Genomic DNA, 14,267 nt, shown 5'->3' with positions numbered 1-14,267 from the left:
AATATTGTCTTTGCCATGCAAGCAATAATTCTAAGATGTTAAACGCATCTTATTTAGGATAAGGAGTACGATATGAAACAAACATTTCCAACTGATTTTTTATGGGGAGCATCGATTTCCGCTCACCAAACCGAAGGGGCGTATCAAACCGACGGCAAGGGGCTGAGTGTCCAAGATACTCGTCCAAGAGACAACCACATGATCGCGGATTTTACTGTGGCTGTCGACCATTACCACCAGTACAAAGAGGATATCGCCTTGTTAGCAGAAATGGGGATCAAAATTTTCCGTTTTTCGATCGCTTGGTCGCGAATTTTTCCAGAAGGGCGCGGTACTATTAATCAAAAAGGATTGGATCATTACAGCGATGTCATTGATGAATTGCTGAAACACGGCATTCAGCCCTTTGTAACGTTGAACCATTTTGACTTGCCGCAAGCATTGGAAGACGAAGGCGGCTGGACAAAACGCAGCACCGTTGAGGCATTTGCCGCATACGCCAAAACGCTGTTTACAGCCTATGGGGATCGAGTGACGCACTGGCTGACGATCAATGAACCAAATATCATGCTGTTGGTGGATCAAAAAATATTAGGGAAAAAGATTCCATTATCAGAAAAATACCAGCAATTTCATCACCTGATGATCGCTGAAAAATATGCTTTCGAAGCGTGTCATGAAATCGTACCGAATGGCAAAATCGGACCGGTGCCGAATATTTCGTTGGTCTATGCGGCGACTAGTCGACCAGAAGACAACCAAGCAGCGCTGTATTTCAACAGTGTCCGGAACTGGGCGTACCTTGATTTCGCCTGCTTCGGTCGTTACAATACGGTCTTTCAAGATTATTTGAACCAAAACGGCCTCACGATTGACTTTGGTCCGGAAGATGAGGCGTTGATGAAACGGGCTCTGCCTGACTTTGTCGCAATGAACTTCTACACCACGGTGACAGTGGAGCAGCCGACGGAAGCTGGGGACATGAAAAACGGCATCAGTGATCAGCAAAGCGAAGACATTATGGAGCGTGGTTTTTACAAAGGGTTCACCAATACGTTCTTGAAGAAAAATGCCTTCAATTGGACCATCGATCCCTTGGGGCTGAAAACGACGTTGCAAACACTCTATGATCGTTACCACTTACCGATCATCATTACCGAAAATGGCTTAGGGGCCGAAGACCATCTAGAAGCAGATGGCACGGTTCATGATCCGTACCGTATCGATTATTTGTCGCAGCATATCAATCAATGCTTAGCCGCGATCAATGCTGGGGTGGATCTGATCGGATATAGCCCGTGGTCTGCCATTGATTTGATTAGTGTGCATGAAGGGATTCGAAAACGGTATGGTTTTATTTACGTAGATCGCAATGATGCAGAGGAAAAAGAACAAAAACGAGTGAGAAAAGACAGCTTTTATTGGTATCAAAAGCTGATTGAAGAAGGGGCAATCCCTTCGTTGGAGGAGTAACGATGACAAGTGTTTTTACCTTTTTAGAAACGCGTTTGATGCCGCCTTTGAATAAGTTGGCGAATTTACGCTTTATTCGCGCAATCATGCAAGCAGGGATCATTACGGTCCCTTTTACGATCGTCGGATCGATTTTTTTGATCATTAATAATTTACCACAAATCATTCCGCCACTGGCTAGCTTTTTCGAACAAACGATTTTACGATTTTCGCCGCTTTATAGTGTCGTAACTACCATGTCTGTCGGTTCGATTGCTGTTTTTTATTGTTTAGCAACAGGGTATTATTTAACTGAGATTTATCATAAAGAAGAGCATTTGACTATGAGCAGTTTTGTAGGAGCGTTATTAAGTTTGTTTGCCTTTTTAATGACGATCATTCAAGTCGATATCACAGATGGTACTGCACAATTGCTACAATCAGAAAGCGAAACCGCCATTGTTTACAATGGGGTCGCTTTAGGCGGTTGGATCACTCGCTTCAGTGGAGTAGGGATCTTCATCGGGATTATCACCGCAGTAATTGCTACGTCAGTCTATCGTTTTTGTGTAAAAAGAAAGATCACCATCCAGATGCCTGAAGGGGTTCCTGATGGAGTCAGCAAAGCATTTGCGTCATTGATCCCAGCGATTTTGATTGCCTTTTTGATGGTCGTGATCAATGGAGTACTGGCGGCTTTCCACACGGATCTTCACGGATTGCTATCCAAACCCTTTGAATTCGTGAAAGAGTTGACGGGTTCTTGGTTAGGAATCATCGTGATTATGCTCCTTATCCACCTCTTATGGGCAGTGGGGGTTCATGGGACGGCAGTTATTAAAAATAGTTTCATCAATCCCATCCTGTTGGTGGCTCTAACTGAAAATATCGATGGTGCCAATAATATTTTTGCTGGGGATTTCGTGAACATGTATATTTTTATGGGCGGCGCAGGAAGTACGCTTGGATTGGTTTTATTGATGCTGTTTGTGGCAAAATCGCAACAACTCAAAGTCTTAGGAAAAGCAGCAATCTTACCGGGGCTTTTTAACATCAATGAACCAGTGATCTTCGGGGCACCGATCGTCTACAATCCGTATTTGATCATCCCCTTTATCGTAACCCCTATGATCAATGTGACGATTGCTTACTTTGCTAGCTCGTTTGGCTTTGTCGATAAAGTCATTACGGGAATTCCCTGGATTTCACCAGTCGGAATTGGGGCGTTTTTAGGAACCGGCGGTGATTTCCGAGCCATCCTGATCGCTTTGATCAACTTAGGGGTTTCCATTCTCTGCTATTATCCATTCTTTAAGATGTACGATGGCAAACTCTACACGGAGCAACTTGCCAATCAAGTATAAGTAGAAAAAATACAGTAAAAATGCCCATTGTTGGACTTCTAGTGAAGTGCCAACAATGGGCGTTTTTGCTAGTGCAAATAGTGGTCACGTATGCAAAGACTGTTGATACAAGACACAATCATCGCAATCTTTGCGGGTTGGTTTGGCTTGCTGGGGTGTTTCTTTGTGTAATGGCAAAAGCATACGCAATCCGTTTAAGATAACTAAGATCGTGCTTCCTTCATGACCCACGACCCCTAGAGGCAGCGTGAGAAATTCAAGGAAGTTTGAAGCAATCAGCAACAAGATGACACTGATAGAAAAGACGATGTTTTGTTTGATGATCCGCTGTAATTTCTTAGCCAAACGGTGACTGTCGACCAAGCGCAGCAAATCATTTTTCATCAAGACGATGTCCGCCACATCCATTGCGACGTCGGTTCCTTCGCCCATCGCGATCCCCACACTTGCGGTCGCTAAGGCTGGAGCATCATTGATCCCATCACCGACCATCGCATTGATTTGGTAGGTTTCTTTCATTTCTTTGATACGAGTGGTTTTCTCATCAGGCAGGCAATCACTTTCGTAGTCAGACAAGCCGATCTCTGCGGCGATCACTTTGGCAGTACCTAAATGATCACCCGTCAGCATCGTCGTGTGAATTCCTTGCTTATTGAAGTAGGCAAGACTTTCACGAGCTTCAGGACGGGGCTGATCCAATAGTGCTAAATACCCTGCTAATACACGGTCACGATTGATGTAAATCAAGGTTTTTCCGGCTGCTTTTAATTCTTGGATGCGGGTTTGCTCACTGACAGCTACAGAGGTTAGATCGACTTCTTTTCCAATCGTCCAATGGGCAGCTTGGTAAGTGGTGGCTAGACCGACCCCCGCTTGTTCTTCCACTGCTAATTCCAATGGTTTTTCATCATGAAAATACGCTAGAATCGCTTCAGCCAATGGGTGATTTGATTGTTTTTCCATCCCGACGATCAGTTGGGGGATAAACGGTTCATCCAGCAACAGATGAACATCAGTGACAGCAGGTTTGCCGCGAGTCAGCGTTCCGGTTTTGTCAAAAGCGATCGCTTTGACATTGGCAAAGGCATCCAAGGCTTGTCCGCCTTTGCATAAAACGCCCAAACGAGCAGCGTGAGAAATGGCTGCTAATGTCGCAGGAGTAGCAGAGGCAACTAAGGCACAAGGAGATGCCACCACCAGTAAGACCATGCCACGATAAAAACTTTCTTGGAACCCCCAATTCGTGAAAAACGTACACAAAACGATCATTAGTGGGACGGCGATCAAGACGATCGGCACATAGATCCGTTCGATTTTTTCAATCAGGGTCGCCGTTTGACTTGGCATTTGCTGTGCTTCTTCCACCAATTGAATGATTTTTGCAAAGCGGGTGTTTTCACTCGTTTGAGTAACTTCAATGTACAATGGCTGTCCGAGGTTGATGGTTCCGCCAAAGACTTCACTGCCTAAACGTTTCTCGACAGGAATGGATTCGCCACTGATAGCCGCCTCATCAACACTGCTGGTTCCTTGGATCACGATACCGTCGATTGGGATCGCACTGCCTTTTGCCACCATAATCGTATCTTTTAACTGAAGGGCTTCGACTGGTACTTCGACGAGCTCCCCAGATTCAATCATTTTTAAGGCAGTCGTTGGTTGCAGTGCCATTAATGAACTAATTTCTCGCGTACTTTTGTTGGTCGTATATTCCTCAAGGGCACCGCTCAAACAAAAGATAAAGGTCAGCATCGCCCCTTCAAACCAATGACCAATGATACAGGCACCAATGGCGGCTAATGCCATCAGTAGATCGACGTTCAATCGTTTGTCGTGCACCAATTCTTGCGTGCCTTCCCAGGTTTGTTTCCAACCCCCGGCAAGTATCGCTAACAAGTAGGGGACAAAGCTATAAGGGATAGAAAAAGATGCCATAAGAAAGCCAGTAGCCATCAATAGCAAACAAGTGATCGTTGAAAAAACAGCCGACGATTCTGATTTACTCATAAGAAACGCCTCCTTTTGAATGTAGTCTAGGAATGAAAAACCGATCCTTTTCTCAAGAAACAATCGATTGGTCCTCCCTCAACTTGAGCATAGCACATTCGAAACCAAGATGGTAAAAAAACAACGTACCTGATAATGAAAGTGATTATCAAGTAGCGATTAAATAACATTACTATCCAAATGATAAATGGAAACTTACTATTATAGAAAAAAGAACACAAAAAAAGCAGTACAATAAAAAACGAATTGTACTGCTTTTGCTTGTTCGATGAGGTAGTCAGCGATTGGATCGCTTAACGCAAACTATACTTTGCTAAGGGAATTTGACGTGCTTCACACCATTCTTTGACAGCGCCAGAAAAAATCAGCTGGACCTTGGTGAGGTCTTTGGTACTTGTCTGTCCTGCCATAGTGTAGAGCAGCTGTAGCTGTTCCTTCCATGATTGCAAGGTGGCGATCGTTTCTTCTTTGCCTTTTGACAAAAGCAGCACGAGGATCGTGGCGGATAGTCCTACGCTATCGGCACCAAGGCAAAGTGCTTTGAAGATATCGTAAGCATCCCGAACCCCGCCTGAAGCGATGCGGGTAAAGGGTTGTTGGATCTCGTTTGCTTCCAGCAAGGAAATCACGGTGGATTGGCCGAAGGTATCTAGATACGCCAATTCACGTTTTTTCCGGCGAGCATTTTCGATTTGAGTAAAACTTGTGCCGCCGCTGCCAGCAACATCAATGGTTTTTACGCCGATCGCCAGTAACTGCTGAATCGTTTCACGGGACATCCCAAAGCCGACCTCTTTGACGACAATCGGAACGGCAACGGAAGCAATCGTTTTTTCCAATAAGGGCAGCCATTGGCTAAATTGACGATCGCCTTCGGGCATCACTAATTCTTGTGGTGCATTAAGATGGATCTGCAAGGCGTCGGCGCCAAACAGTTCTACTGCCCGTTGTGCATTTTCAACGGGACTGCCCGCACCAATATTGGCTAATAAGAAGCCATCAGGATTGGCTTTACGGACGATGCGGAAAGAGTCGGCGACACTTGGGTCTTTTAAGGCAGCCGAAACAGAGCCGGTTGCCATCATCAACTCACAGGCTTGCGCGATCTCTGCTAACTCTTGGTTGATTTTTAAGGTTTTTTCACTGCCGCCCGTCATGGCATTGATGAAAAAAGGGCTGGAAAATGAGCGGTCAAAGACAGTCGTCGCAATTGACACATCAGCCACGTCAATTTGTGGAAACGACTGGTGAACCAAGCGAACTGCATCAAAATCGTTGCTGTGTTCTTTATGGAACGCTTTTGCTAAGGAAACATGTTCATCTTTTCGATTCATGATAGGTCCTCCCGGTAATGGTAAACATGCAGCGGCAAGGGGGTGATCTCGGCTTTTTCCCACGCACTCATCAATGGTAAAATACCGGTTTTTTGGTCAACGATCACGATACCGCAATCGCCGCCGCCGGCACCGGAAGATTTGGCTGCACCACAATAATTTTCTGCTAGATCACAAAGCTTTTTAAGTGCTGGAGTTTCAATCGGCACACCAGTCAGTGCGGACAACTCCCGCAGGAGCTTTCGATTTTCCGTGATCATTTTTTTGATCGTGCGACTGTCTTCATTTAAGAAGCCGTCGATCAATCGATTGACGCAGTCTTTGCTGGCTGCTAAAAAGGCCGCATAGGCGTTTTCTTTTTCTTCTTTGGATTGATAGACTTGATCCACTAAATCAGAAGTAGAGGCTGGAGAGCCTGTCCAGCCAATCAATAGTCGAAGAGATTTCGGAACCGTCAAGGGACGGATCGATAATCCTGGCCAATCGAAAGCGATCAATTCTGTTAAGGTATGGTCTTTTTGTTTGGCTAAGACCCAGTCGTGATCGAAGGTTGAAAAAGCGATCCAGCCGCCATAACAAGAGGCCGCAATATCACCGCACGACCCATTGCCTTGAACAGCGAGATGGGCAAGAGCCGCAATTTTGAATTGGGTCAACCGATCCATTTCCATTTGATAGTACAGATTCAATGCTTTGACCGTGGCAACAGTCACGGCACCGCTGGAACCGAGGCCGTATTTGCGACCATTCGAGTTATCCAGTTCACTGGTCACTTTTAAATCGTAAAAGGAAAGGGGGATGCCTTTTTCTTGGGCATATTTTTCCGTCAGACGAATGGCTGCCAAAATATAGTGGAACGGGTTATCCCGGTGGTCTAAGACTAATTCGCCTTTGCGACGCGTCCAGCGAATTGGCAGGTCGCTGTATTGGGCAGACTGGATGCTGCCGTTTTTACGGGCCTCTTCAACAGTGACCGTGATAAATTGGTCAACGGCAACGATGATTGCAGGATGACCAGGTTCGACAACGGCGTATTCACCAGCAATAAATAGTTTTCCAGGAACGGATAGTTCAATCATTTCGACACTCCTAATCGATGGCTTCTTAATGGCTTCTTAGTTGATGGGGGAAGATTCTTCCACCGGTAAAAAGGCTAATCCTTTGCCCGCATGAGCAGTTACTAATTGTTCTGAGGCAAAGTGAGCACTTAATTCACGTAAAATCGTTTGTTCTTCTTGTTTTTGGCATAAAACTTTGACATTGGGACCAGCATCCATCGTGAAATAGCAAGCCAATCCTTTTTTTCGCAGCATTCGGACACATTCCATAGCTCGCAAAGATTCAGAAGACCAATAAGTAAAAGGTGGTTCGGCGGCTAAGGTCGTTCCATGCATTTTCAAGGCGTTGGCCTCGGTCGTTTCACCTAAAGCAGTAAAGTCTTTTTCGGCAATCGCTTGTTTCATTTTCACAAGATCGGTGGCAGTGGCAGAAAGCCAGCCTGGATAAAAGCTCGAGGTTTCAACGGTTCGGCGCATCCCCTCACGACTGGAGACTTCTTTGGCTTGTGCATTGATCAAAATAAAGATCATACTCAATTCTTCTTCCCAGCCATTCGACGGCACTTGGGTGGCAAAAGAAGTCTCATCGGTGCCTTGATGCCATTCAGCAAAGCCGCCGTAGATACTCCGACAAGCCGAACCAGAACCGCGACGGGCCAAACGGGATAACGCTTGCTCCGACAAGTTTAAGTCCAGTGCTTCACTACAGGCACCCGCCAATGCCGCTAATCCACTGGCAGAAGAGGCAAGTCCAGCAGCGGTTGGGACGAAGTTTTGACTTTCCACCGTGGCATACCACGGGCAGTCCGCTTTTTTTCGTACCAGATCCAAAAAGTCCGCAACTTTTTTGGTGGCAGCGTCTGTTTGCACCACGCCATCCAGCGTAAAGCGATCCTGCGTAAAATCGGGTGAAAAAGCCACCGTTGTTTCTGTGTAAAAGGCATCGAGGGTCAGGGACAAACTATTGTTCATCGGTAAAATGAAGGTTTCGTCTTGTTTTCCCCAATACTTGATCAATGCGATATTCGTGTAGGCGCGAGCCTTTCCCTTATACATGTTCATAAACTCCTAATCCTTGTATCCATGCCGCACGAGCGCCATCGGACAATAAAATACGGCTGATATTCTCAGCCTGTTCCTTCGTTTTGGTTAGTGCGATCATACAGCCGCCCCGGCCTCCGCCGGTCAGCTTTGCCCCGTAAGCCCCGTGTGCCAATGCTAAGGAAACCAACTGATCCAGTTGCTGATTGCTGACCCCTAACTGCTGCAGGGCCTGATGGGCGTTGTTCATGCTTTCGCCTAATACTTCTAATTGATTGGCTATGATGGCCTCTTTAGCTTTTTTGGTTTCGATCCCTAAACGCTGGATTGCTTGACTAGCCAGCTGCTTGCTGGTTTCAAAAAGATGGGCGACACTTTTGACTGCTTCTCTCGTTTGCCCTTTGATGCCAGTATCAGCGACGAGCAAATAGCCGTCGATCGTGAGGGGAAACGAAGTGATGGGATGCCCTTTGATAAAGTAAATGGCATCTGTCCCACTGGCTGCCGCAGCATCGATCCCGCTAGGATTGCCGTGAGCGATTTTTTCAGAAAAGTTGACATAGGTCATCAATTCTTCTTTTGTAAAGTCTTTTTTGATCCAATCAAAAAAAGCGCGAGTCAGTGCAACAGCGACCGCCGCGCTAGAACCCATTCCCCGTTCAGAAGGGATGGTGCTGACGATGGAGGTTGCAAAAGGACCCGTGTGAAAATCTTGTTGCAGACGATGCAGCAAGTCTTTGACATTTTTTAAGTGGCTGGGGACTTCTTCAAGCAGACCGTGATAGTAACTTGAAATCAAGGTGTTTGTTTCATTTGCTGTGATCTCGACTTGTACTTTTGCTCCCGCAAAAGGGAAAGCAATTGCTGGTTCACCGTAAACAACTGAATGTTCACCCATTAAGATGATTTTTCCTGTAGCTATGCCAGTACCAATTGACATTATTTTCCTCATTTCTCTAGGGAGCTTACCCCACATGATTCATTTATCGTTTGTCAGTCAATTGTAACTATCTCCTGACGAAAACACAATTTAATTAAAGATCCTTTCCTATTTTACTAGAAGAAGGCTCTTTCGTTAAGCATTCCGTATGAGATTTCAAAAAAAAGCAAAAATCTTTAAACTTTTATTGAAAAAAATCTTGATCTGTGCTTCGAAAGTTTCAGTTGACGGCACAAGATATAGTATTGTATAGTTGGTATCGCAAAGGCAACATACAATATTTAGTGATGAGTGAGTTGGGGGATATGAGCGTGATCGTATTAGCAGGAACGATTGGTGCCGGTAAATCAAGTTTGACCGCATTGATCGCCAATCATTTTGGCAGTCAAGCCTTTTATGAATCGATCGATGACAATGAAGTGTTACCATTATTTTATGCAGATCCAAATAAATATGCGTTTTTACTGCAAATCTATTTCTTAAATAAACGATTTGAAAGTATCAAGCAAGCCATGAAAGACGACAATAACGTCTTGGACCGTTCCATTTATGAGGATTCACTGTTGTTCCATTTAAATGCGGACCTTGGGCGAGCAACCGATACCGAAGTCAAAGTCTATGATGAATTGTTAGCCAATATGTTAGAAGAGCTGCCGTATGCAGCCCACAAAAAGCATCCAGATCTCTTGGTGCATATTCGCGTTTCTTTTGAAACGATGCTGGAGCGTATTGAAAAACGCGGACGGGAATACGAACAATTGACCTTTGATCCTTCGTTATACGACTACTACAAAGAGTTGAACAAACGCTATGATCAGTGGTACGAAGAATACAATGAGAGTCCAAAAATCCAGATCGATGGCGATCAATTCAATTTTGTCGAAGACCCACAAGCGGCACAGGCCGTTTTAACAATGGTGGAAGAGGCCTTGAAAGACGCCCGTAAATAAGTAATAGCCGATACAGCCAGGAAAGTCCTTTGATTGGGCTTCTGGCTGTTTTCTTTTATAATAGAAGAAAGCAAGAGTGGAGGATGGATTGTGGAAAACAAACATGTCTTTTATGACGGAAACTATGAATGGATTCAAGTCGACCAACAAGACGCAAAAAGCGTGATGGCACTGCAAAAACAATATCATTTGTCTGACGAGATGCTTACGTACTCTTTAGATAAAAACGAACGCGCACGGGTCGAATATGATGCCGAAGAGGAAGCATTGCTGCTGGTTTTCAATGTACCTCAGCAAGAAAAGCGTGACAATCATTTTGAGACCAGCCCGATGACGTTTATTTTAAAAAGGAAGCAACTCTTTACTTTTGCTTCCCACAATACCCGTTATGTGATTCCAATGATGGAGCGCTTGATCCTGCAAAACCCGCTGCAAACGCCCATTCATTTTTTGTTTCAAAGCTTATTCTTGATTTCTGGCACGTTTTTTCCGCTAGTCGAAGAAGTCAATAGTGAGCGGATTCGCTTGAATCAGCGACTACGGGAAAAAACCACCAATAAAAACCTGCTGCAAATGTCTGATTTGGAAGTTGGACTGGTTTTTTTAGTCTCTGCTACGAAACAAAATGCGGTCCTCTTGGAGCAGATCAAAGCGTTATCCATTTATCGTTTGATGGATGATGACGAGCGGGAACAGCTGGATGATGCCCTGATCGAAGCCAAACAGGCAGTGGAAATGACGTTGCTGGCTTTTCAAATTTTAGAGCAACTATCTGGAACCTACAATAATCTGTTAAACAATAACTTGAATGATACCATGAAGTTTTTGACTGTTTGGTCCCTCTTATTGACTGTGCCTTCCATCGTGACCAGTTTCTTTGGCATGAATGTTCCGCTGCCTTTTACCAATAGTATTTTCGGTTGGGGCATTGCCTTGCTGATTAGTTTAGTGTTATCCGTCTGGATGTTGATTGCTTTATGGCGCAGAATTCGTTAGTCGATCACCAAACCTAGACCGGCGGCGATGACCAAGGATTGTTCTTGATCGACTGTTAGTCCCCGCAATTGTTCAAAGGACAACGCGATCTTTTGAAATTGATTGGTCCGAAAATCTAGAGTTGCTAATTTTGTGTGAAACCAGTTGCTATTGTTCAACTGGTTTTCTTGTAGCGACAAGTGTTTCCAATCCATCTCATAAAACTCACTGTCGTTTAGTTGGCACTGACGAAACAGCATCGTCCGTAAATTGGTATTGCTAAAAGAAGCAAAGTTCGCCACGCAATCTTCAAAGGTACAGTCACGGAAATAGCTTTCCGCAAAATTCGTACCAGTCAATTTACACTGTTTAAAGTGAACCCGATGAAAGCTGGCACCAAAACATTCCAGATTAGAAAAATCGCAGTTCTCAAAGAGGACATTTTGGCATTCCCATTGACTCAAGCGTGTTTTTTGCATCGTCACTTTCTTGAAATGACATTGCTTCAAGATGAGGTTTTTGCAAGCATCATAGCTATAGTCACCGCCTTCGAAGAAAGCACCTTCGAAAAGCAGTTCTTCTTCTAAATAAAAATCCTGTGGCTCTAATGCCGACAATAAGGGCGGTACTGGCAATACGATTTTTTTCTTCATCAAGATCCCATCCTGTATGTTTTTCTCTCAGTATAACACGGCGAATCGATGCCGCGATAGTTACGAAAAAGCGGTGGGGCATTGTGAAATTTATTCAATCGGTTTGCAGAATGCTTTTATAACAAGGAAAACCTTTGATTTTGAATACATATTTTTTCACAATCTTTTTACTTGCAAGACGAAAATAATTTTGATATAGAAACTTAACCCGCTGAAAGTGACGTATATCAACGGAAAACTGTCACAAATTTTTAAAATCGCGAAAAAGTTGATAGTTTTCAAATTCACAAGCGAGCTATAATGACAATGTAAACAAAAGGAGGAAATTTTCCATGACAAAAACAGTTATTATCGGTGCAAACCACGCGGGGATTGCTGCTGCCAATACACTATTAGATAACTACAAAGACCAAGAGGTCGTAATGATCGACCGTAATACAAACTTAAGCTACCTAGGTTGTGGGACTGCTTTATGGGTTGGACGTCAAATCGATTCATACGAAGGCTTGTTCTATACAAAACGTGAAGATTTTGAAGCAAAAGGTGCAAAAATCCATATGGAAACAGTGGTTGACCATATCGATTTTGAGAAAAAAGAAGTACACGCTGTGACCAGTGAAGGTGAAACGATCGTTGAATCTTATGACAAAGTTGTCATCGCAACTGGTTCTGTTCCGATTTCACCAAAAGTACCTGGACGTGACTTGAAAAACATCCATTTCTTGAAAAAATTCCAAGACGGACAAACGGTTGATAAAGAGTTAGCCTCAGAAGACGTGAAAAACGTTGCCGTTATCGGTGCTGGTTACATCGGTGTTGAAATTGCTGAAGCAGCAAAACGCCGTGGTAAAAATGTGTTGCTTTTTGATGCAGCGACACGGGCATTGCCAAACTACTACGACAAATGGTTCACAGAAGATATGGACAAAAACTTAGCTGACAATGGCATTGAATTGCATTTCGGTGAATTAGCACGTGAATACAAAGGAACAGAGAAAGTAGAAGCAGTTGTAACAGACAACGGCGAATACCCAGTTGATCTAGTGATCAATGCGATCGGTTTCTTACCAAACAACGAGCTAGGCAAAGATCATTTGGAATTGTTTGCTAACGGCGCGTACTTAGTGGACCGCCATCAACGGACAAGCGATGCAGATGTTTACGCAGTCGGTGACTGTGCAACTGTGTACTCAAATGCTTTGCAACAAACCACTTATATCGCATTAGCAACGAATGCCGTACGTTCAGGGATCGTCGCTGCCCATAATATCGGCGGAACTTCTTTAGAATCAACGGGTGTTCAAGGATCAAACGGGATTTCGATCTTCGGCTACAACATGGTTTCAACTGGCTTGTCAGTCGAAGCTGCCGAACGTAATGGCATGAAAGTGAAATACTCTGATTACGAAGATACCCAAAAACCAGGCTTCATGAAAGAAAATGCGACAGTTAAGATCCGCATCGTCTATGAAGAAGAAACACGCCGTATCGTTGGTGCACAAATGGCGTCACGTACATCTGAAATCGCAATGGGCATCCACATGTTCTCACTAGCGATCGAAGAAGGCGTAACGATCGACAAGATGAAGCTATTAGATATCTTCTTCTTGCCTCACTTCAACCAACCATACAACTACATCACGATGGCTGCGTTGAAAGCAGAATAAGAAACACAAAAGTCGGAGCGTATGCTCCGGCTTTTTTTTTGAAACAATCATGAAAACTGTTGACAATAAGAGGAAAAAGCAGTATACTATAAAAGTTGAGAAATAAAAGCAGAAGCACCCGCTTCTCGCCTGAGTGAAGATATCGCTGGGCAGAATAGGATTCCTACCATTTATTTGTGTGGAGTACGTGCGGGTTCGTGAAGAACTCGTTTTTTTATTGTCTGATTTCGAATCGACAAGCTTTTCTTTCTCTCAAAAAACTCGGAGGTGAATGACCATAGCAAAGGATATGATGGTAAACGACGGCATTCGTGCACGTGAATTGCGTTTGATTGATCAAAACGGCGAACAACTTGGTGTAAAGAGTAAAGCTGAAGCATTGCAAATTGCAGAACGAGCAAACCTTGATGTGGTATTGGTGGCACCAAATGCTAAGCCGCCAGTAGCAAGAATTATGGATTACGGGAAATTCCGCTTTGAGCAACAGAAAAAAGACCGTGAAGCTCGTAAGAAACAAAAAGTAATCAACATTAAAGAGGTTCGTTTAAGTCCAACGATCGACGTCAATGATTTCAACACAAAATTGCGTAATGCACGTAAATTCCTTGAAAAAGGGGACAAAGTGAAAGCTTCGATCCGTTTCAAAGGCCGTGCCATTACCCATAAAGAAATTGGTCAGAAAGTGTTAGATCGTTTGGCGGAAGAAACTGCTGATTTGGCAACTGTTGAGCAAAAGCCAAAAATGGATGGCCGCAGTATGTTCTTAGTATTAGCACCAAAAAACGATAAATAATGACTCACTGAGTTTCAGTTTAAAGTCAGATAA

Annotated in this window: 12 protein-coding genes and 1 other annotated feature; of the genes, 6 read left to right on the top strand and 6 right to left on the bottom strand. The window is 44.1% G+C overall.

The features are described 5' to 3' along the window. Positions 1–72: 72 nt before the first annotated feature. Together ENLAB_RS06150 and celB are read left to right on the top strand one after the other, a co-directional pair. Positions 73–1,473 carry a glycoside hydrolase family 1 protein gene (locus tag ENLAB_RS06150; protein ID WP_140965348.1) on the top strand — a complete coding sequence of 467 codons (1,401 nt, stop codon included), beginning with the start codon at positions 73–75 and terminating at the stop codon, positions 1,471–1,473. 2 nt (positions 1,474–1,475) lie between these two features. After that, positions 1,476–2,816: a PTS cellobiose transporter subunit IIC gene (celB, locus tag ENLAB_RS06145; RefSeq protein WP_140965347.1), complete on the top strand. Its 1,341-nt coding sequence runs from the start codon at positions 1,476–1,478 to the stop codon at positions 2,814–2,816. A gap of 84 nt (positions 2,817–2,900) precedes the next feature. On the opposite strand, the gene ENLAB_RS06140 is transcribed toward celB, so the two are convergent. The 5 genes from ENLAB_RS06140 to mvk form a co-directional block, all read right to left on the bottom strand. After that, positions 2,901–4,823 (bottom strand): heavy metal translocating P-type ATPase, encoded by a 1,923-nt coding sequence (locus ENLAB_RS06140; RefSeq protein ID WP_140965346.1) that lies wholly within the window; start codon positions 4,821–4,823, stop codon positions 2,901–2,903. A gap of 293 nt (positions 4,824–5,116) precedes the next feature. After that, a complete protein-coding gene (gene fni, locus ENLAB_RS06135) occupies positions 5,117–6,157 on the bottom strand; it encodes a type 2 isopentenyl-diphosphate Delta-isomerase (RefSeq protein WP_140965345.1) in 1,041 nt (346 codons plus the stop codon). Next, on the bottom strand, positions 6,154–7,236 hold the full coding sequence (locus ENLAB_RS06130) for a phosphomevalonate kinase (RefSeq protein WP_016609860.1): 1,083 nt from the start codon (positions 7,234–7,236) through the stop codon (positions 6,154–6,156). Before ENLAB_RS06130 ends, fni begins: the two co-directional genes overlap by 4 nt. Before the next feature lie 36 nt (positions 7,237–7,272). Continuing rightward, the gene (gene mvaD, locus ENLAB_RS06125; protein ID WP_096741740.1) at positions 7,273–8,271 is read right to left on the bottom strand and encodes a diphosphomevalonate decarboxylase; all 999 of its coding nucleotides are present in this window, start codon (positions 8,269–8,271) and stop codon (positions 7,273–7,275) included. Next, positions 8,264–9,196: a mevalonate kinase gene (mvk, locus tag ENLAB_RS06120; RefSeq protein WP_008379501.1), complete on the bottom strand. Its 933-nt coding sequence runs from the start codon at positions 9,194–9,196 to the stop codon at positions 8,264–8,266. The genes mvaD and mvk overlap by 8 nt, the downstream gene beginning before the upstream one ends. Positions 9,197–9,501: 305 nt before the next feature. On the opposite strand from mvk, the gene ENLAB_RS06115 reads away from it, so the two are divergent. Next, entirely contained in the window at positions 9,502–10,146 is a 645-nt protein-coding gene (locus tag ENLAB_RS06115; protein ID WP_008379503.1) for a deoxynucleoside kinase, read from the top strand. 90 nt (positions 10,147–10,236) lie between these two features. Beyond that, a complete protein-coding gene (locus ENLAB_RS06110; RefSeq protein WP_086291675.1) occupies positions 10,237–11,142 on the top strand; it encodes a magnesium transporter CorA family protein in 906 nt (301 codons plus the stop codon). On the opposite strand, the gene ENLAB_RS06105 is transcribed toward ENLAB_RS06110, so the two are convergent. Then, on the bottom strand, positions 11,139–11,774 hold the full coding sequence (locus tag ENLAB_RS06105) for a pentapeptide repeat-containing protein (protein ID WP_140965343.1): 636 nt from the start codon (positions 11,772–11,774) through the stop codon (positions 11,139–11,141). The genes ENLAB_RS06110 and ENLAB_RS06105 overlap by 4 nt on opposite strands. 332 nt (positions 11,775–12,106) lie before the next feature. On the opposite strand from ENLAB_RS06105, the gene nox reads away from it, so the two are divergent. Together nox and infC are read left to right on the top strand one after the other, a co-directional pair. Next, positions 12,107–13,441 (top strand): H2O-forming NADH oxidase, encoded by a 1,335-nt coding sequence (nox, locus tag ENLAB_RS06100; protein WP_081117741.1) that lies wholly within the window; start codon positions 12,107–12,109, stop codon positions 13,439–13,441. Positions 13,442–13,541: 100 nt separating this feature from the next. Then, positions 13,542–13,665: a sequence feature (ribosomal protein L20 leader region), on the top strand. A 47-nt stretch (positions 13,666–13,712) separates the two neighbouring features. Beyond that, positions 13,713–14,234, top strand: a complete 522-nt coding sequence (gene infC / locus ENLAB_RS06095) for a translation initiation factor IF-3 (protein ID WP_005228103.1) — start codon at positions 13,713–13,715, stop codon at positions 14,232–14,234. The last annotated feature ends 33 nt before the right edge of the window (positions 14,235–14,267 follow it).

It is taken from the genome of Enterococcus innesii, from assembly GCF_022846515.1.
GTDB classification, from domain to species: Bacteria; Bacillota; Bacilli; order Lactobacillales; family Enterococcaceae; genus Enterococcus_D; species Enterococcus_D innesii.
This window is presented reverse-complemented; position numbering and strand designations above follow the sequence as displayed.